General features: G+C 29.4%; 18 protein-coding genes. 8 read left to right on the top strand and 10 right to left on the bottom strand.

Annotated elements, in window-relative coordinates; all coding sequences use genetic code 11:
* Positions 1–16: 16 nt before the first annotated feature.
* Positions 17–1,252: an ABC transporter substrate-binding protein gene (locus C1I91_RS22090; RefSeq protein ID WP_128214828.1), complete on the top strand. Its 1,236-nt coding sequence runs from the start codon at positions 17–19 to the stop codon at positions 1,250–1,252.
* Positions 1,253–1,272: 20 nt separating this feature from the next.
* On the opposite strand, the gene perR is transcribed toward C1I91_RS22090, so the two are convergent.
* The 4 genes from perR to C1I91_RS22070 all read right to left on the bottom strand — a co-directional run bounded on the left by perR (position 1,273) and on the right by C1I91_RS22070 (position 4,198).
* Positions 1,273–1,686 (bottom strand): transcriptional regulator PerR, encoded by a 414-nt coding sequence (gene perR / locus C1I91_RS22085; RefSeq protein ID WP_128214827.1) that lies wholly within the window; start codon positions 1,684–1,686, stop codon positions 1,273–1,275.
* Between the two features lie 473 nt (positions 1,687–2,159).
* Positions 2,160–2,660, bottom strand: coding sequence for a hypothetical protein (locus C1I91_RS22080; protein WP_128214826.1), 501 nt, complete (start codon positions 2,658–2,660; stop codon positions 2,160–2,162).
* A 25-nt stretch (positions 2,661–2,685) separates the two neighbouring features.
* Entirely contained in the window at positions 2,686–3,294 is a 609-nt protein-coding gene (locus C1I91_RS22075) for a J domain-containing protein (protein WP_128214825.1), read from the bottom strand.
* Positions 3,287–4,198, bottom strand: a complete 912-nt coding sequence (locus tag C1I91_RS22070; protein WP_128214824.1) for a DUF5685 family protein — start codon at positions 4,196–4,198, stop codon at positions 3,287–3,289. Before C1I91_RS22070 ends, C1I91_RS22075 begins: the two co-directional genes overlap by 8 nt.
* Positions 4,199–4,523: 325 nt before the next feature.
* On the opposite strand from C1I91_RS22070, the gene C1I91_RS22065 reads away from it, so the two are divergent.
* Entirely contained in the window at positions 4,524–4,868 is a 345-nt protein-coding gene (locus tag C1I91_RS22065; protein ID WP_128214823.1) for a hypothetical protein, read from the top strand.
* Between the two features lie 430 nt (positions 4,869–5,298).
* Here C1I91_RS22065 and C1I91_RS22060 read toward each other — a convergent pair whose 3' ends face one another.
* Complete coding sequence (locus tag C1I91_RS22060) at positions 5,299–5,820, bottom strand: QueT transporter family protein (RefSeq protein ID WP_128214822.1); 522 nt, start codon at positions 5,818–5,820, stop codon at positions 5,299–5,301.
* 143 nt (positions 5,821–5,963) lie between these two features.
* Here C1I91_RS22060 and C1I91_RS22055 point away from each other — a divergent pair, with 143 nt between their 5' ends.
* Together C1I91_RS22055 and C1I91_RS22050 are read left to right on the top strand one after the other, a co-directional pair.
* On the top strand, positions 5,964–7,166 hold the full coding sequence (locus tag C1I91_RS22055; protein ID WP_128214821.1) for an EAL and HDOD domain-containing protein: 1,203 nt from the start codon (positions 5,964–5,966) through the stop codon (positions 7,164–7,166).
* Positions 7,167–7,281: 115 nt separating this feature from the next.
* Entirely contained in the window at positions 7,282–7,497 is a 216-nt protein-coding gene (locus C1I91_RS22050; protein ID WP_128214820.1) for a hypothetical protein, read from the top strand.
* Between the two features lie 206 nt (positions 7,498–7,703).
* On the opposite strand, the gene C1I91_RS22045 is transcribed toward C1I91_RS22050, so the two are convergent.
* Positions 7,704–9,179 carry a nicotinate phosphoribosyltransferase gene (locus tag C1I91_RS22045; RefSeq protein WP_128214819.1) on the bottom strand — a complete coding sequence of 492 codons (1,476 nt, stop codon included), beginning with the start codon at positions 9,177–9,179 and terminating at the stop codon, positions 7,704–7,706.
* Positions 9,180–9,904: 725 nt separating this feature from the next.
* On the opposite strand from C1I91_RS22045, the gene C1I91_RS22040 reads away from it, so the two are divergent.
* The 4 genes from C1I91_RS22040 to C1I91_RS22025 all read left to right on the top strand — a co-directional run bounded on the left by C1I91_RS22040 (position 9,905) and on the right by C1I91_RS22025 (position 15,345).
* A complete protein-coding gene (locus C1I91_RS22040; protein WP_128214818.1) occupies positions 9,905–11,911 on the top strand; it encodes an ATP-dependent helicase in 2,007 nt (668 codons plus the stop codon).
* Between the two features lie 87 nt (positions 11,912–11,998).
* Positions 11,999–12,949 (top strand): tyrosine-type recombinase/integrase, encoded by a 951-nt coding sequence (locus C1I91_RS22035; RefSeq protein WP_128214817.1) that lies wholly within the window; start codon positions 11,999–12,001, stop codon positions 12,947–12,949.
* Positions 12,950–13,295: 346 nt separating this feature from the next.
* Complete coding sequence (locus tag C1I91_RS22030; protein ID WP_128214816.1) at positions 13,296–14,063, top strand: FxLYD domain-containing protein; 768 nt, start codon at positions 13,296–13,298, stop codon at positions 14,061–14,063.
* A gap of 490 nt (positions 14,064–14,553) precedes the next feature.
* Positions 14,554–15,345 (top strand): HNH endonuclease, encoded by a 792-nt coding sequence (locus C1I91_RS22025; protein ID WP_128214815.1) that lies wholly within the window; start codon positions 14,554–14,556, stop codon positions 15,343–15,345.
* 285 nt (positions 15,346–15,630) lie between these two features.
* On the opposite strand, the gene C1I91_RS22020 is transcribed toward C1I91_RS22025, so the two are convergent.
* The 4 genes from C1I91_RS22020 to istA form a co-directional block, all read right to left on the bottom strand.
* Entirely contained in the window at positions 15,631–16,557 is a 927-nt protein-coding gene (locus C1I91_RS22020) for a hypothetical protein (protein WP_128214814.1), read from the bottom strand.
* Positions 16,558–17,111: 554 nt separating this feature from the next.
* A complete protein-coding gene (locus C1I91_RS22015; RefSeq protein ID WP_128214214.1) occupies positions 17,112–17,558 on the bottom strand; it encodes a hypothetical protein in 447 nt (148 codons plus the stop codon).
* Positions 17,559–17,575: 17 nt separating this feature from the next.
* Entirely contained in the window at positions 17,576–18,322 is a 747-nt protein-coding gene (gene istB / locus C1I91_RS22010) for an IS21-like element helper ATPase IstB (RefSeq protein ID WP_128214813.1), read from the bottom strand.
* 2 nt (positions 18,323–18,324) lie between these two features.
* Entirely contained in the window at positions 18,325–19,791 is a 1,467-nt protein-coding gene (istA, locus tag C1I91_RS22005) for an IS21 family transposase (protein ID WP_128214812.1), read from the bottom strand.
* Positions 19,792–19,808 lie beyond the last annotated feature (17 nt).

Genomic DNA, 19,808 nt, shown 5'->3' with positions numbered 1-19,808 from the left:
TTTTAGGAGGTGTAATATGAAAAAGCTGAAGAGTGTAATTTCTATTGCTTTATCAGTATTTTTAACTTGTAATATTATTACAAGTTGCTCAAAGAGCAAAACAGAATCTAGTGGTAAGCTCAGCATATTAATTCAGAACAATGCTTCACAGGATGTTGATGGAATAAATACATTGATTGCAAACTATAAAAAAGATCATCCTCAAATAGAAATAAAAATTGAAAATATGACGGAGCCAGATAAGATAGAGAAGGTGACATCTGAAAAGTCAGATTACGATGTTCTGATTTGTGAAAGAAATCTTATGATAAGTATGGCTAGACAAGGAAGCTTGGCAGACATATCTAGTAGTATTGGAAATAATAAAGTTATAGATAAGTTTTATGGAATTGTATCTACATATGGAAGGGTAGATAATAAATATTTTGGTATGGGGATTATACCATATTCAATGAATTTTATATACAATAGGGAACAAGCAGCTGCTATTGTAGGAAATTCTGATGATACTAACTTAGCAGCATTATTAAAGATGTCTAAAGACAAAAATATAAAAATACCAGTAGCTTTGCCAAAAGACATGGATATATCTTTAGCAATAGCCTCGATAGTTGCTGATAATATGATTAATGAGTCTGATTTAGAAAAAAATTTTGATATAGGTGAAGAGAAGTATAAGAACTTCTCTCAGATGCAGCAGGTTTTTAATTATATGAATACCTTAAATAAAGACTATGGCATTAATACTGATAAGTTTTTGGCAACTGATAGTAGTATAGTAAAAAAGGTAGAGAGTGGGGAAGTTCCTTTCGCATTTGTTACTACATTAAGTTCAAAGGAATTGAGTGAAAGTAAGAAGATTGGAGTTGCAAATAGTAATCTTATGGATAGTTTGAAGATAAATCCTCCAGTAATAATTGATCATATAGTATGTCAACTACAAAATGCTAAGAACAAAGATGAAGTTTCTAGATTTATAGATTATATCTCTGATGATAAAGCCTATGAAAGTTTAGCTGCAGAAGGAATAATAACTGGTAATAGAAGTGCAAACTCTAAGTTAAAGGAAGTACAATCTCAGATGCTTTGGCCAATTACTGTTGCAAACGAAAATAACATAGTATTTTATCATAATCTACCATACAAAATGAAACCTATTTTAATAGAACAGACAAAAAGTATATTAAATGGTGGATATAGTGGTAGTGAATGGCAAAATATTCTATCTAAAACTTACTCAAAAGAAAAATAAAGCTACTTATATAAGTAGCTTTATTTTTCTTGACATTCCTGACAAATACCATAGAAATAAACTTTGTTAGAAAGGATCTTGTACTTACTATGATTTTCAGCTTCCTTATTAAGCCCGCTTAGATCTAATTGATCTAAATCATCAACTCTTCCACAATTGACACATTGAATATGTGGATGAGGAGTAGAAAAAGCATCGTATCTGAAATTTCCTTCGCCCACGTTAATCTCTTGTACTAAACCAACCTCAACTAGAGTTTTTAAAGCTTTATAAACAGTAGCTAAACTCATAGTAGGATAGTCAGTTTGAAGTGCTTTATATATAACTTCAGCAGAAGGATGTTCCTTAGTTCCTTTTAAGTATTTATATACAGCAATTCTTTGAGGTGTTAGCTTTAATTTTTTTTCTCTAAAGATACTTGTTATATTATCCATTTTCACCATCCTCAATATTGTGATATCTATATTATATAATAATTATTATTAACTGTCAAATACTACTACTTAACACTTGCGAAAAAAGTAAAAAATATTTTTTAATAAACTATTGTAATACTAATCTGTATCTGTTAAAATATAAACGAAGTTGTTAATTTATTAACAAATTTCAAGTCCATGTTCATTTTCTATTTATCCTTAAGAACAGTTTTACTGTTCTTTTATTTTTTTGCTGTAAAATAATCATTGTTGAAAGCATGTGATGTTTACATTTAAGATAGATACACATTCTTAATGGTGGCTTTATATAAAATATAATTTTCTACGGAAAAGGCTGGCTATTTTTCATTGTTACTTTGTGAATGCCTTGGTCTTCGTGGAAGTTCCTAAAGAATAAAAAACGTCATATTCTAAATATGACGTTTTTATTTCTTATTAAGTATTAATTTATATAGAAATGTTTTATCTAACTACAAGTTCTTATTGTGGAACTTTCTTAAATAAGCAGTTATTACTATAGTTAATGCATAATCAAATACAAGAAAGCCTACTTGAGCTGCTAGGATAATACCCCAAGTTGGTACTCTTTTCATAGCATCAGTGATTAAAAACGCACTATATAGTTTATAGATTACAAAAAAGCATAGATTGAAGAATATTATTTTTATTACATACTCTATTAATATAGAATTAATACGTTCTATATAATATTTTATAAATCCATAGGATCCAAAGAATATTATATATAAAAAAGCAGTAAGTTTATTTACCAGAAGCAAAGCTAATATAGAGGTTGAAACATAAATTAAAACTGATGTTGATATGGAAGTGGCCATGATCGCTATTGGAATCAAAATTGATGCCAAAGCAATAAAAGCTAATCTATTTGTAGGTAAGATACCAGACAAATATAAGAATATAACTGATAGGGCTGTAAGAATGCCCCCTTTTGCCATATGACTTGCTTTCATATAACATATCTCCTTTTCCTATAGCTTAGCAACAACCAATTAGATCTCCACCAAAGCATTCGCATATACTGTCAAGACACCATAATTGCATGCAGCATTCAAAAGCGTCGTTGTTTCTACTTGTTCTATAGTAGGACTGTCTATAATTATTGTTTCTTGAAGATACTCTATTTAGAGTGTCTCTGTACTCTCCATTGTTAGGATCTAAAGAGCAAGCTTGCTGAAGATAGCTGTAAGCGGAGTCCATATGTCCTTTTTGAAGCATAACTATACCATATAGGTAATTCCACTCTGCATCGCGCATTTTCATAGCGTTTAATTTGTATTCTGCATCTGAAACTCTTCCAGAAGCTAAGTCTCTACGAATTTCAGCATAGTTAGCATTGTATGATCCATTGGAAGAGCTATTACTATCATACCCAGAGTAATTATTTCTATAGCTATTCTTTGCATTTTTAAGAAGGTAATCATAAGCTTCGTTTAATTCTCTCATCTTATCTTCGGCCAAATCTTTTAATGGATTATTTCCATATTGATCGGGATGATATTTTTTTGCAAGCTCTCTATAAGCTTTCTTTATCTCTTCTTCTGAGGCTCCTTCTTTAAGTCCAAGTATTTCATAAGGATTATTCATAAAATGTCCTCCTGTCAGTTGAATTGTTGTCTTCATATTTTTTTATTACGGAATCTAACTTATCCATCAATCCGAGTCTTAGAATATTGTCTAATATTTCATTATTTTTGGTAACATTTAGCTCCATAAATGAATTATAACACTGAGATGCATAGCTTAAAAGAGAAAACTCTGCTCTTTGTAGTATGCTATGATAAAATTCAGGAAAACTTAAGGTTTTATCATTAAGACAATTATTAAATACATTAAATTTTTTCTTTTCCATATCTTCTTTAAGATCATCTAAAGCATCTATTAGATAAATCCATTTACCAAGATTATATCCTAGATTGTACAAGTTATCCCTTAACACTTGGGAGTCATTTATAAATTCACCAGGAAATTTTCGCATAAGTTCTCCAGTAAGATTGCCAAAAGGATGAGCAATTTCATCTAATGTATAATTGGTATGATTTAGTTCTTTATAGGTAAGGTCATTAAGTTCTGTGTTTATAATTTCATTAATAGTAGAATATTTTTTTGAAAATAGTTTTTTGCTATTAACGAACATTATGGACATGAATTTAGCTTTTAAGCTTTTATCATCATTTATATCATCTACTAACTTATAGTAAAATAGTGCTACATTTATATGTGCAGAATAATCTAGTGCAGAACTATTTTTTAATATTATTTTCTTTTGGGTGGGATGAAGTGCACAGACGATCCTATTATAATCATTTTCTTCTTTAATTAAAGCATCAAGCAAGATAGATAAAAAGGTCATATCATAATTTAGCGATATTCTAGGCATATTGCCATAAATTGATTTTATAGAGTGGCATAAGCCGCAATAATAGGCTTTGAATCTTTCATAATCTTTTACTTTAAGCTCCATCCTGTAGGGCAAAACATATCCAAACAAATATCTACACTCCTTAGTCTTTACTCTTTGGCAAACTTATACTATTAAACAAATTTGTGAAAAGTATATTTTAGTAAAATAAAAGTACATTTTGGTATAATAATTGAAGCAAACAAATCAGATCATATATATTTACCGATTCTAAATAAAAAACAAATTACAATATAATTGGCTTTAGCGCCTAATGTCATTATAGTAATAGTTTATCTATAATATATAATTAAATAAAGAATATAGTCAATAACCTTTACTAAAAGATGCTAAAGTGATAAACTTAACTTTAGTAGCGGAAGTCATATATTTTATTTTAAGGAGGGACTGAAATATGGCAAAATATAAAATTGGTGATGAGTTACTTATCATTAATGACCCAAACGAAGAAAAAGAAAGACTTAAGGATCTTACTAAATTAAGTATAGATGGTGACTATGCACAGATATCATGGGGACTAAAAGTAATTAAGGTAGAATATGAGAAACCTTATGTTACATTGACATATAGAAATGCCAATGGTGAGCTAAATAAAGTATTTGCAGAATGTCGTGATGTAGAGAACTTCGATCAAGAAAAAGTACTTGAAAAAGCATTACTTAAAGCATTCCAAAACGAAATTATAAATATAAGTGTTACTAAAAATACTATACACCCTGAATGCAGATATAACAGATAGTAATTAAGGTTTTATTAAGAGTTTTTTAATTAATGATAATATCTACAAAAGAAGATGTGAAAGCATCTTCTTTTTTCATTCTCTAAAAAATTATTTTGAAGATACTCTAAAAAATAAGATAAAGCAACTGTTACCTTCCAAAACTTCTTAAGTGCATTTTAGAAAGCTTAATATGCAAAATAGTACTTATTGTATATTCAATTAAAAATATAAAATATATTTGAAATTATTGCAACATTCTAATAAAATATAGATAATAAATATTTAAATTGAAAAACAAGCAGTAATTAAAAAATACCTTTTAAAATACCCATTATAAGTAAAAAAATACTTCCTTTGATATAATATGTCGTGAATAAAATGTTAAAAATAGATTAAATTAGATTATAATAATATAAGAGGAATTTGTAGAAATAAAAAAGGCAAAGACTTAAAAGTCTTTACCAGTGATTTTTAGTGCATTTACGATATTCTTGTTTTTTAATATTACGTTAAATAATATGTACCCTATTATAGAAACTACTACGAATTCTCCAATTGCTACAGAAACGCAGGAGAATATTAGAGGATGAATTCCAAAGGTTGCATTTGTTGCAAAACCTAAAAAGTAAAGTTCTCCTCCAACTATAAGACCATTGAATATGGTTGGCCATAATGTAGCAATAAATAAGTTTTTGGTTCTACTTGTGAAGAATACTGCTAAAAAAGTTGCGAATGCGCCTAGTCCTATATCAAGAGGTCCAATTGGACTTGATAAATTGGCTAAAATACAGCCTAAAACTAAGCCAGGTATGTATTTTCTGTCTATAAAAGCCAGAAGCACCAAAACTTCAGAAATTCTTAACTGGATAGGGCCGTAAGCCATCCAAGAAAATGAAAGTGTTATTACTACATATAATGCAGCAACAATTGCCGTGTAGGCTAAAAACCTGATTTTTGATTGTGTATTCATAAAATAACCTCCTTTTTTTTATGTGGGTACAAGGATAAAACACAAAAATCGAGTGTTATTATATCATATGTATGGACTTTATGAAATAGAAATCGTATCTTTTTAGACATAAATTTTACTTTACGGAGACTTGAGGAGATTATATGGAAATTTTTATAGCTAGACAACCTATATTTAATAGAAATAAGAGAGTTTTTGGATATGAATTATTGTACAGGAATAGTAATGTGAATAGGTTTGCTAATATAGATGGTGATATTGCAACTAGAAAGCTTTTGTCTAACGCAGCGGTACTTGAGTTAGATAAAATTACGGAAGGTAAAAAAGCCTTTATAAATTTCACTAAAAATACTCTTATTGAGGAGCTGCCAACTCTTTTACCAAAGGAAACAGTTGTAGTTGAAATATTAGAAGATGTTGAACTTACCGATGACGTTATTACAGCCTGCAAAAAGCTTAAGAGTAAAGGTTATACTATTGCAGTTGATGACTTTGCTAATGAGAGAGATGTAACCCCTTTAATAGGTATGCTTGATATTGTTAAGGTAGACTTTTCTTTAACTACAGAAGAACAACAGAAAGAGATATGTAGCACTTTTAAAAAGTTAGGAATTAAGGTTCTAGCTGAAAAAGTTGAAAATAGTATAGATTTTGAAAAGGCATTGGATGTAGGCTATGATTATTTTCAAGGTTTCTTCTTTAGTAAACCTAAGATTATTTCAGGAAAGCATAGCCCAGTGGCGAGTACAAGTTTCATTATATTTATGAGAGAATTAAAAAAGAGTGATGTAAGTCTTGAAAGTTTGGAACAGTTTATAATAAGAGATGCATCATTATCTTATAAGCTAATAAAGTATATAAATTCTGCAAGTTTTGGAATTCCTAATAGGATAAAATCAGTTAGGCAAGCAATTACTCTGCTAGGAATTAAAGAGTTAGAGAAATGGGTAATATTGCTTAGTTTTAACTTATTTACAGATCCGGATTATGAAGAGCTTTCTAAAAATGCCATGGTTAGAGCTCATTTTTGTGAAGCTTTATGCGAGGCTATTGGAAATAATCTAGCAGCATCCGCTTTTATGGTAGGATTATTCTCTCATTTAGATGTAGTACTTTCAACAGATATGGAAACTTTACTTGAAGAACTTCCAGTTGATGAGGAGATAAAAAGAGCATTAATAAAAAAAGATAATTTTCTTTATGAAATATTAGATATATCAATTAGCTATGAAAATATGGACGTTGATAAACTAATGTTATTTACAGAAAAACACAATATAGCTATAGAGAAACTGTCTAATATATATATTGATTCATTAGAATGGGTTGGAAGTATGAATGAATAAATAAGTTTAGTTAAATTGTTAACAAAAAAATTCTTTATTTTTTTCTAAAATTAAAATATAATATCTCTATAGAAAAATGGGAAGAATTTTCTTAATTGTTAAAGGGGGGATAATTATGGGGAACTGTCCTTTTTGGTCGAACTATAATCAAGCAGTTGAATGTAATCAAGAATGCCCTATGAAAAGTAGTACACAGGATAAAGAAGATTGTGTATTTAGAGCGCATCTTACAGGAGTTTCGCTAAAGGAAGTAACTGGTGTTGTTGAATTCTCTGAGGAAATTGAAGAGGATTATTTTATCAAAAAGTTTAAGACTTCCACAGGATATTAAAACTTACATATATTAAATTAAACGATCTATAAGCATATAATTAGGTTTTGTTTAAAATATATTATGTTTAAAGCCTAAAAATAAGTGCCCTTCAGATAGTATGTTTTATCTGAAGGGCACTTATTTTGGTGATTTTTTTAGTTCATATGGTTTTAACACTGTCTAAAATAAGAAGTTTGATTTGCTTAGGCTAACCTCTTACGTTCTTATTTGTACTGATCTGTATACTTATGTAATAGACTTTGCTTTAGACTCCATAGATTACTTGATAAATCAACATAGTAAGTATGAGGATTCTCAAATCTTAAAACTTCTGGCCAAAGCTTTTCGGTTTCTTCACTAGCAAAATCTTTTATTTCAAGTACAGAAGGATTTTCGTAAACTTGCTTACCTTTATCAAAAACTTGTACCATCAAGTCTTTAACATAGAAATTCGTAAGTTTTTTTCTTTTCCAAGTATAAACTGGATCAAAAATTTCTAAACTGCTTTCGGTGTTTATTACTTCATTGTTAAGAGCTATAAGATCAGCAATAGCCATATCATTGTCCTTGTCAAAGATTCTATAGATCTTTTTAAAACCAGGATTTGTTATCTTTTCTTCATTTTCGCTTATTTTAATCTTAGGGACTATTTTATTATCTTCTTCTATAGCAACTAACTTATATACTCCGCCAAATACTGGTTCTGATTTGGCGGTTATTAGTCTTTCTCCTACACCAAAAGAATCAATCTTAGCTCCTTGAGCTATTACATCACTTATTATATGTTCGTCAAGAGAATTTGAAATAACTATCTTACAATCATTATAACCAGCAGCATCAAGCATCTTTCTACATTTTTTTGTAAGATAAGTTATATCCCCGCTATCTATTCTTATTCCCTTAGGTCTAAGCCCCTTTGGTTTTAAAACTTCATCAAAAACCTTTATAGCATTAGGTATACCTGATTTTAATACATTATAGGTATCTACTAAGAAGGTGCAGTTTTCTGGATAAACTTCAGCCCAAGCTTTAAAAGCTTCATATTCATTGGGATAAAGTTGCACCCAAGAATGAGCCATTGTTCCAGAAGCAGGAATGTCAAACATTTCTTCTGCTATAGTACAAGCTGTAGAAGCACAGCCACCAATTACGGCAGCTCTCGCACCATATATAGCACCATCATACCCTTGAGCTCTTCTAGAACCAAACTCCATAACTGTTCTTCCTTGTGCGGCTCTACAAATTCTATTTGCTTTTGTAGCGATGAGAGTTTGATGATTTATAGTAAGAAGTATCATAGTTTCAATGAACTGTGCTTGTATTACTGGCCCCCTTACTGTTACTAAAGGCTCATTTGGAAATACTGGATTACCTTCAGGCACAGCCCATACATCACAGCAAAACTCAAAGTCTTCAAGATATTTTAAAAATTCATCAGCAAATATTTGCTTGCTTCTTAAATAATCGATGTCTTCTTTGGTGAATTTTAAATTGCTTAGGTATTCAATAAGCTGCTCAACTCCAGCCATTATACAGTATCCACCACCATCAGGAACTCTTCTGAAAAACATATCAAAATAAGCTATCTTATCTTTCAATCCATCTCTAAGATATCCATTTCCCATAGTAAGTTCATAGAAATCTACAAGCATAGTCAAATTTCTAGAACTTCTTACATCGAAGTTAATTTCTTTTGTCATAGTTAATCTCCTTTACATGAAATACCATAAGGATATTGTAACCTTATAAATTAATTATTACAATATACTTAGAAATTTTTAGGGCTAAGCATATTTCTGAGTTTGAGGTTTATTATATAAAGGCAATAATTTATATGGAGCCCTTATAAAAACTCAATTTAGACTTATTATAAGATACAGACTTCTTAGGATAAGACAATTCTGGATTCTGGGGATAAGATGATGACGGATTCTGGGGATCATCGTCCATGTATAAATTAATTGTTGAAGTAAGTTACCTGTGATTAGGACAATGGAAGAGATATCTGCTTTTATATAAGTGAAGTTTAATGTTATACTTAAGAATGTATTTCATTTGTTATAATTATATATAAGTTTCAAGTCAGTATATAGCTTCAGAGATGTAGTTATAGAAGTAATAATTGTTAATATATATTTTAAAGGTTCCTAGAAGATGTAATATATAGATATCCATAAACTTAATTTATGCATGTTCTATAATCCAGAATTCTTGGGATTATAAGAAATGATTGAAATTGGATACCTACGTAGGGTTCAAGGCTGAAGTATAAATTATACTCATATCGAAGGCCTTACAAAGTCTAGTGTCAGGAAAGCTTATAACTTAGAGTTTGGTTTTGTAACCATATAGTAGTTCTGAAAATAGATTTTTATATAAGGTGCACATATACCAATAGAAATGAATTAACAAAGGTAGGAGAACAGTGACTAATTTAGATGAATTTCAAGAACAAGCGGTTAGATGTAATAGTAGAAATACCTTAGTAATTGCTGCTCCTGGCAGTGGAAAGACTATGGTTATAATAAATAGAATAAAGTTCCTAATAGAACAAAAAAAGGTAGACCCAAGTAACATTGTAGTAATAACCTTTACTAGAGCTGCGGCACAAAACATGAAGGATAGGTTTACTAAGCTTTGTAAGTTAAACAATTATCCGTTTTTTGGTACCTTTCATGGGCTTTTTTATAAGATATTGAAAAGACATCAAAGAAATGTAGATTTGATTAATCCTAGCGAGGGTTATAGGCTGATAAATAAGGTGTTATTAGAAAAGCTTGATGAAGTAGGAGAGGAAAAAGTTAAGGAAGTTTTAAATAATATCTCTATCTTCAAAACCTCTAATACCTCAATAGATGAATTTGAAACTTCTATAAGCAAGGAAGTATTTATAGAATGCTATGAAAAGTATGAGGATTACAAAAAGCAAAGAAATCTTATGGATTTCGATGATTTGCAGCTTAGATGTAAAGAACTTTTCTTAAGAGAACCAAAAATATTGAATGGTTACAGAAAACTCTTTAGATATATATTAGTAGATGAGTTTCAAGACTGTGATGATCTACAGATAAGCCTTTTAAAACTTTTAAACAATAGCAATTCGGTATTTGCAGTTGGGGATGAAGATCAATGTATTTATACCTTTAGAGGCTCAAAGCCTGAGTATATGGTTGAGTTTCACAATAATTTTGAACAAGGAGAAAAGTTTTATTTAAATTATAATTATAGAAGTACTAGTAATATAGTAGATTTGTCCAAGGAGATAATAGTAAATAATAAGAACAGGAATAACAAGAAAATCCAATACTTCAGGAAGGAAACTGGAAGATTGGAAGTGGTTATCCCCTTTAATGAAAGTGCACAAATTGAGGATATTATTGGAAAGATCAAAGGATTTAAGAACAGTGGAGACAGATATAAAGATAATGCCATACTTTATAGGACCAACATGGAGTCAAGAAGTATTATAGATGGATTCATTAGACATAAGATTCCCTTTAAGCTTCTAGATAAGGAATATAACTTTTTCCATCACTTCATATGTAAAGACATACTTGCTTATTTGAAGTTATCCATAGATCCTTGGGACATGGAGAGCTTTGCTAGAGTAATAAATAAACCCTTTAGATATATATCAAAGTCTAACTTAGAAAAGGTCAGTGCCTCTAGAATTAAAGAAAGTAATTTCAAGAAGCTTATGGAACTAGGAGACATACATCCTTTTCAGCTTAAGAAAATTGACGAGCTTCAAAGAGATGTAGCTAATTTGAATAAGATGACCCTAAGTAGCGCCATAGACTTTATACTATTCGAATTAGAATATTATAGCTATCTGAGAGAATACAGTGACAAGTTCAAGCAAAGCATCAATGAACTTGATGAAATAGTGGAAGAATTTAAGGAAATAAGCAGAGAATTCAAATCCATAATAACTCTTTTAGCCCATGTGGAAACTGTAGAAGAAAATATAAAAAACAGCATAAGAAAGAGTGAAGACGATTCTGTGATCTTAAGCACTATTCACGGCGTAAAAGGTATGGAGTTTAAAAATGTATATGTTATTGATGTCAATGAAGACATCATTCCTCACAAGAATGCAGAGGAAGATGCCGAAGAGGAAAGAAGACTATTCTATGTAGGAGTTACAAGAGCTAAAGATAATCTATTTATATACTCTCCAAAGATGTTAAGAGGAAAATTCAAAGGTAGATCAAGATTCTTAGAGGAGATAGCCATAGAGGAATATATCGTAAGAGAAGATTATGGATTTAACACTGGGGATAGAGTGTTCCATAAGAGTTTCGGTAGTGGAACTGTTAAAGGCACCACTGAAGACAATATAGAGATTACCTTTGATGATGGAATGGTTAGAGGGTTCTCTATAAAAATATTGGTGGAAAATATGCTTATAAGTAAGATTGATAAGCAATAGGAATAATGGGCAAATTGACGATTAAAATAGTGTGATTCATTCCATTCATTTAACAACAAAAAAATCGTTGGAGGAATGGAATAAAAAATGGTTAAAATGAAGCTTAAAAACATGAGAAAAGAAAGTAGTAAAACAGTTAATGAGGTGTATTTAGAATACTTAGATTATTGTATTACTATAGGTCAAAGAGAAAGAACTATTGATAGTAAAGAAAGATTCAGAAGATACGAACTCAAAAAGGTTGTAGACTTGGATAATAATATTTCTGAACTTAAAAAAGAAAAGATAGAGAAACATGTTAAGAATATGATTACTAAAGGATACAAGGGAAACTATTATCAGACTTATGTTATTAAAATTAGAGCTTTTCTTACCTATTGTTTTAACAATCATTATTTAGAAAAATTTGAGGTAAAGATACCAAATGTTGATTTAGAGAAAAAAATAGTATATACAGAAGATGAGTTAACAAAACTTCTTAAAAAGCCAAATTTAAAACAATGCCTAATAGGCGACTACAAAGGATTTGTTACTATAAATTTTTTATTAGGAACAGGGTGTAGAAGTGAAACATTATTAAATGTAAGAGTAGAAGATATAGATTTTTCAACAGAGATGATACTGTTTAGACATATGAAGACTAGAAAGCAGATCAGTGTACCACTTTCTCAAACATTAAAAACTGTTTTAAGAGAATATATACAAGTTTTAGCACTTAGTAAGGGGGATCTACTTTTTCCTAAACTAAATGGAGAAAAGATGTCCTATGATACATTACATCAAAATCTCTCAAACTATTTTATGAATAGAAAGGTGAAAATGAGAGGTGTAAATACATTTAGAAACACCTTTGCAACTATGTTTATTAGAAATAAAGGTGATATATACCGTCTTAAATCAATTCTAGGACATTCTAACATAAAAACAACAGAGAGGTATATAAATATGCTTCCATTGGATTTAAAGGCTGATATGAACGAATATAACCCATTAGATGTTTTGAGTAAGCAAAATAGAAGAATAAAAATTAATAAGTGATTATAGTGTTGTAGCCTATTTAGTACTATGGTATTAAATAGGCTACTATTAATTTGTTATCTCAATTATGACCTCTAACCAGTTTCATTGAAAATTCAGTTATAAAATACCCCTTCTGTGTTTCGTTGTATATACAATATTCTAAGGTTAGGCATTTCCAATAGGATAGTATAAATTTGGTGATTTACTATAGAATTACTAGATTCAAAATAAGAAAAAGTTCATTAATGAAGCTATTATAAATTTAAAATTGGCATAGGTGTTTTGATTTTACGGATTGTATTGTATAATAATGGAAGTAAAATGAGTTGTTATTAAGTAATATTTAGGGGAAGAAGGATATATTATGAAGCGTTTATCAATTGTTATTATAATTCTATGCTTAAGCCTATCTGTTGTAGGGTGTAGTAATGGTTATCAGAACTCTAATAAACAACCTATACAAACAGATTCTACAGCAAATAAGCAAGAAGAAACCGAATTTACTAAAGCTATGAACGATTGTATTAAAATATTTTCGAACACAGGTAAACCACTATCAGATGAAGAATTATATTCAATCGCTGATTTTTGCCAAAAGTATGAAAACAAACAAGAATTTAAAGATAAATTTATCCCAGAGATTCAGAGGATAGGAGAAGAAGCGCTAAATACAAGTGATAGAACATATGTAGAACGAGTGACTAAAGCTGTTGGAATGGTTAGGTTTGGACGTGATGAATTAGTAAAAATTAATGATAATTTAGAACGAAAAGTTATTGAAATAGGAGGTAGTATAGCCACTGCAAATGTAGGGCAACAAAATAATGCTAACACAATAAATACTCAACAACAAAATAATAAATTAACTTCTGAAGATGGAAACTTAACATTACAAGATTATAGCAGTGGTGGTGGCTATGTAATTGGAACTATTTTAAACAATTCAAAATATGTTTATAGTTATGTAGAAGTGGATATAAACCTATATGATAAAAATGGCAATTTACTAAGCAGTACGATATCTAATGTAGAGAATTTGGATGCATTTAAGAATTGGAAGTTTAAAGCTCCAGTTGTAGATGAAAAGAATGTAGCTAAGTTCCAAGTAATGAAGATCGTAGGACGGAAATAAACAAATATAAGTCTAATTTAAGTGTTTATGGTATTTCTTAAATTACAAGAATATTGTAGGCGCTTTTTTATTTAATTACAATAAAAAAGTAGGGAGAAGTAATGAAGGAGAAGTAGTTGGTAAAAGGTCATGGCAAAATCAAAGAATCAAATAGCGTTATAATGCTAAAACAGTAGCTATGATAAATGTGATAGATGATATTGCGCCTAATATCAATAAAAAAGAGAGTTATTTTAAAAAGAGATAACTCTGAAGTCTATTTAGTACTTTTGTATTAAATAGACTTTTTGACATTGTTAAATTAATGTAAGTTTTGCATTAAGACCAGTTATCTGCATCAGTATAAATCAATATTGATCCTTGCTAGAAAAATGGTATTGAGAGTGCTTAATTTGTAGATATATACATTATTGTGGAAAAGTAACACATAATAATGAGAAGTTACTAATTAATTATACTTTAAATAATTTAGAGGAAAGAGGTTGGGTTAATGAATTATTGTGATGGGTGCGATAAAAGGGAAAATTATTGCTATGAGAAATATAAAAATGAGAGTAATTTTTATTTTTGGGAATTTGGAATCGTTGATTTCATTACTAAAGATCCGAAAAAGTTTGACCAAATAATGATTGAAAGTAATATAAAAGAGAGTTGCTATTTAGCATATGCAGAGTATCTTATACCCAAAATGAGTAATAATCCATATTTAAGTTCAAGTAAGCATGTAAGAGATGGTCATTTTCAAGCTTTAGTATATTATTTGAGTAAAAGATATGGAGATCCGAAAGGAGAAGTTTTTAAAAAGCAGATATTAGATGAAATACATTCTGAACATAAATGTAATTGTGATTTTGACGATAACAAAGTGTATATAAATACTAAAAATACAGAAAAGACGATTGAATCTAAGGCTAGAGTTGGACAGGAAAATCTAAGAAAAGAATGTTTGAAATTATACAATAGTAAGTGTGTACTATGCAATATAAATAATCCTAGTTATTTGGTTACAAGTCACATTAAACCTTGGAGTGAATGTAATGATTATGAAAAGTTAGATAAATATAACACATTACTTCTATGTGAAATACATGATAAGGGGTTTGAATTAGGTGATATTAGTTTTAATACCAGTGGAGAGCTAGTTATTTCAAATTATTTGCTAAATAATATTGATGATTATAATTTGAAAATTAAGGATGTGGGTTCGATAATAAATACACTAAATAAAGAGAGTTATAAATACTTAAAGTGGCATTTAAAAAATAAATTTATAAAAGAATAATGAAATAGAATTAATGTCTATTTCTCTGAGTAAGGTTATAGAAACTTATTAAATGAGAGTTTAGTTATTTATGATGTTTTATTCTTGAATTACGACGAAAAATACCCCTAAATCTAATACTGAATAGTGCGATGATTTAGAAGAATATTATATTTATTGCTTTTTCGTTAAATAAGAAAATTACAAATTATCTAAACGACAAAATGAAATTTGCCCATATGATATTATAAATAAAATGGGCAGTTTAATTAATTCCAAAAAAGGTGAAATTAAAACAGCTCCTAGCTAACTCATAAGCTTATGATTTTCCAATTCTTTTTTTGAAAGAAATACTGTGTTAGTTAACATATAAGTTGTAATATATTTTTGTATTATAGTTTGTGCGTTATCAGTAAACTTACCGGAAATGGCGATAATCATTTTAGATATATATACCTCTTTACCATTTATAAGCTTATATGGTATTTTAAATGCATTTTCTATTTGATTTGATATCTCAGTTATATTAGAATTAGCAGATCCTCTCATATCTCCAGCTTTTGCTTGAACACCGTAGTATTCTGTTTCTCCAAATATATTCTTCGTTACCAAAACATAATCCTTACCATATTCATTCTTTCCATGATTAAAAATGACTTGTTCAAAACCAATTTTCTTAAAAAATGGTGTCAAGTACATATTACAAAACATCATTTCATCTTTCTCAAATTCTGGTATCCAATAACTTCCTTTTAACTTTCTCTCAATTATTTTTTCTATATTATTACAATATTCATGACAATATTTAAAAATCTTTTCATAAAACTTGAAATCATCTATATTAAATATAAATGAAATAAAAAAAGCTCTAAACATTGGATCTTCATCATCATATTCATAGTTATTTACATAAATTCCGTCCATTAAGTTACATATTTCATACATAGTACTCATATACTTCTTCATTGCCCAATCTTTATAAAATCCATTATAATCGCCTAATTTTTGTAATTCAACCCATAGTATATTCCCAAAACGACAAACATTAATTTGTTCAAAAAATCCATCAAAACAATTACCTGACCAAACAACATTTTCTTCAAAATCGAAGTTTAATATTTCAGAAACATTTTCATCAACAAAACCAATAATTTCTCCAGATGCCCTTTCTCTAATTTTATATGCTAAATTGCAATATTCTTTAATTTTTATCTTATCAATGTCGCTATTCAATTGGGCTTCCCCCTATTCATATGATATATTTTCTTTAGATCTTAACTTCTAGTTATTGATATGATTTTATCTTTTAAATCTTCAAAATAGATATTTATCTATTTGTTTTTTAATAATCTTTATTTTGCCTTATTTTATTATCTCGTCTTAATTTTAGGATAATTATAACATATCTTACATGGATTATCACAATATTGAAACTAAATTATACTTGAAAAAATTTTCTTAATACCTCGCTATTCAATTTTCGAAGAACACACACCTAATATCTAATATTTATTTTAAAGCCTGTCAATAATCTTTATACAGATCCCGATATCCATAATTACGCATCTACAGTGCTCTTATATGATTGCCCTATAATTTTCTTGTATTGCGACATAAAAACATCAAAAAATTCAATTCTAAATAATGCGGTACTGCAAAGTAATATTCGGTTTTTATTGTTATGAAGTTAAATGATAATAATTTACTGTATATAAATAGACTAAACCAAATTGTAGATTGTCAAGTACTTTTGACCCACTTTCTCACACAAAATTGACCCACTACTATTAGCTTATTAATTCTATGTCGTACCCGCCTTCGCGTAGGCGAATAAGGTTTATTTCAATAGACTTGGTACTTGATTTGATTTTTATATATTTCGATAGCTCTATTAATCTATCTTGAAGAAGATCTAAATTCAATTCATCGAGTGGATCCTTGTAGTATATAGCCTTAGGGATAGATGCTACAATACTTGTAGCATTATCCTTAGGTTTATTTAATAAATCATCAATACTCATAAATTGAGATTCAGTAGCTTTTAACAATTCAAACTTTTTTGATTCTTTATTATACTGATAACCTGTATATCTCTTAACTAGTTTTATAAAATAATCATAATTAAATGGAATATGTTCTTTAACATAATCCCTAGCGCTTTTGCGGCCTTCAGTATTAAATATTTCTATAAACTTCATATAATCTAAATCTCTATGATCGTGTTTTCTCTTCATTAGGAAGTTCCTCCTTATCATTTACCCTTTACTCTATAGCTATCTCCTGTTATACTTATTAAGTGACAATGATGAATTAATCTATCTAGAATTGCTGTTGCAGCAAGTTTACTAGAAAAGATTTTATCCCAATTACCTAATGGTACATTGGTAGTTATGATTAGAGAGCCTTTTTCGTATCGTTGGCGGATGATTTGAAAAAATATGCTCTCTTTTTCTTTATCCATCTGGAAATGCCCCAACTCATCAATTATTAAAACTTCTATCTTTCTAATTGCTTTGAATGTAGAATCTAGAGTGCCATTCATATAACTTTTATAAAGCTTATCTATGAATTCTTGTGCAGTTGTAAAAAGAACTTTAAACCCTTTCTTACAAGCTAATACCCCAAGACTTATCCCAATATGACTTTTACCAACACCAGGAGGACCTATTAATATTACGTTCTCTTTATTTTCAATAAAGGAAAGAGTTTCTAAATCTCTAATTTTTGATTCGTTTATTTTCTCAGGAAAAGAAAAATCAAATCCATCTAAAGTTTTAATTCCTTCGAACCTTGCTGCTTTTATATTTTTTTCAACATTTCTTTCTCTTTTACCTTCCGCCTCTATTTCTAGAAGTCTCACTAAAAATTCTCTATGTCCAATATTATTTTCGATAGCGTATGCTATTTCGCTTTCATAATTTGTTTGGATGTCAATCAATTTAAATTGTTTTAAAAGCCTAGCGATATGGTCTGGTGATGTGTTAATAGTACTTTTCATACCTAAAATTGACCCTCCTCGTAGTAAGATAATTCACGGCTAGTTTCACTAAGCGTCAAAAGCTCGTCCTTTGCAGAAATACCCTTTACTATATCTAAATATTTAGTCTTTAAAATATTCTTTATATCATTTATGTTATATATATTCTCCTCAATACAATAGCGAAGAAGCAGCTCTAAAGAATCGTTATCATAAAGTTCCTTAAGCTTAATTATTTTACGCAAGTGGTAACTAGGTTGATTTAGGTGAGCAATGCAGTTTTTATAGAATAGACTTCCACTAGGGAAGGTACTTTCGAATTGCCTAACAATTTCAGGAATAGATTTTGGAGCAATATTATTTAACGCTCCGTAATGATCATCTACTGTAACCATCTTACCTTTTTGCGTAATGATTTCGTGAGTTGCAATTATATCTAAGGCTGAGTTATAAACTTCCAATTTATAGCCTAAGGTTATTCTAAAAACTACTTTTTTTCCAACATACTCAATCGGCACGCTGTATTTTACAGCGTCAACGGATATAAATGAATCTAAACTTACTTTTCTTTCTTTCAAATCAGTTATTATAAAAGGCTTGTCTTTAACAGGAGCTAAATAAGGTATTTCTTCTGTAAAATATTCATTAGTGATACGTAAAGTTGTACCATGTTTTAGATTGTTAGAATCCTCTATAAATGCTTCAGCAGCTTTATTGAGGTGAGTCATAGAGTCAAATTTATTACCTTTAACAAACTGTTCTTCTATGTACTGAAAAGGCTTTTCAATCTTACCTTTCGTTCTTGGTCTGTAGGGATTACAGGCATTCAATGAAATTCCTAAGTGATGAGCTAATCTCAAGGCGTTAATATTGAAATTGACTTCTTCTTCTGGATGATTTGATACAACCAAAGCCTTAGGATTATCTATTAATAACTCTTTAGTAACACCACCAATTCTTTTAAATAATAAATGTATAGATTCGTAAATGGCTTCGCCGTCGCAAGACTTTGCAAATATAATAGCTTTCTTTCTAGACGCTGCAAGAATTAATGAATAGCAGTAGACTTTAATTTTTTCTCCTCCAACCCACATTAAATATTCAGCCCAATCAAATTGAGCTTGATCTCCCAACGGCGTTTCGATACGCTTTGTTGCCTTAAGTGGAAGACTCCTTTTTTCTTCTTTTAGGCTATTTAAATATCTATATAAAGGAGATATACTACCGTTATAACCTAATTGTTTAAGTTCTCTAAATATCCTAGTCCCTATAAAGTTATACTCTGGTTCCAAATACCACCTTTTAATATCTTCATGAAAATGATCAATTTTAGTTGAATATTTACGCTTTTTGTATTTAGGTTCTTCATCTAATTTTATTAACCTCTTAACAGTATTTCTTGAAACTTTTAACTCTTTAGCAATTTGTCGTATTGGAACGCCTCTCTCATACATCCTTTTTATTGTTATCCAATCTTTCACATCTTTCACCTTTGTTCCTCCTAATC

Source organism: Clostridium manihotivorum, from assembly GCF_004015185.1.
In the GTDB taxonomy this organism is placed as follows: Bacteria; Bacillota; Clostridia; order Clostridiales; family Clostridiaceae; genus Clostridium_AR; species Clostridium_AR manihotivorum.
Note: the sequence above shows the minus strand (reverse complement) of the source record. Positions and strands in the feature narration are given on the sequence as shown.

Bases quoted from the DNA above. Each gene is read 5' to 3' on its own strand.
- C1I91_RS22090 (WP_128214828.1), top strand. From the start codon at position 17: ATGAAAAAGCTGAAGAGTGTAATTTCTATTGCTTTATCAGTATTTTTA.
- perR (WP_128214827.1), bottom strand. From the start codon at position 1,686: ATGGATAATATAACAAGTATCTTTAGAGAAAAAAAATTAAAGCTAACA.
- C1I91_RS22080 (WP_128214826.1), bottom strand. From the start codon at position 2,660: ATGAAAGCAAGTCATATGGCAAAAGGGGGCATTCTTACAGCCCTATCA.
- C1I91_RS22075 (WP_128214825.1), bottom strand. From the start codon at position 3,294: ATGAATAATCCTTATGAAATACTTGGACTTAAAGAAGGAGCCTCAGAA.
- C1I91_RS22065 (WP_128214823.1), top strand. From the start codon at position 4,524: ATGGCAAAATATAAAATTGGTGATGAGTTACTTATCATTAATGACCCA.
- C1I91_RS22060 (WP_128214822.1), bottom strand. From the start codon at position 5,820: ATGAATACACAATCAAAAATCAGGTTTTTAGCCTACACGGCAATTGTT.
- C1I91_RS22055 (WP_128214821.1), top strand. From the start codon at position 5,964: ATGGAAATTTTTATAGCTAGACAACCTATATTTAATAGAAATAAGAGA.
- C1I91_RS22050 (WP_128214820.1), top strand. From the start codon at position 7,282: ATGGGGAACTGTCCTTTTTGGTCGAACTATAATCAAGCAGTTGAATGT.
- C1I91_RS22045 (WP_128214819.1), bottom strand. From the start codon at position 9,179: ATGACAAAAGAAATTAACTTCGATGTAAGAAGTTCTAGAAATTTGACT.
- C1I91_RS22035 (WP_128214817.1), top strand. From the start codon at position 11,999: ATGGTTAAAATGAAGCTTAAAAACATGAGAAAAGAAAGTAGTAAAACA.
- C1I91_RS22030 (WP_128214816.1), top strand. From the start codon at position 13,296: ATGAAGCGTTTATCAATTGTTATTATAATTCTATGCTTAAGCCTATCT.
- C1I91_RS22025 (WP_128214815.1), top strand. From the start codon at position 14,554: ATGAATTATTGTGATGGGTGCGATAAAAGGGAAAATTATTGCTATGAG.
- C1I91_RS22015 (WP_128214214.1), bottom strand. From the start codon at position 17,558: ATGAAGAGAAAACACGATCATAGAGATTTAGATTATATGAAGTTTATA.
- istB (WP_128214813.1), bottom strand. From the start codon at position 18,322: ATGAAAAGTACTATTAACACATCACCAGACCATATCGCTAGGCTTTTA.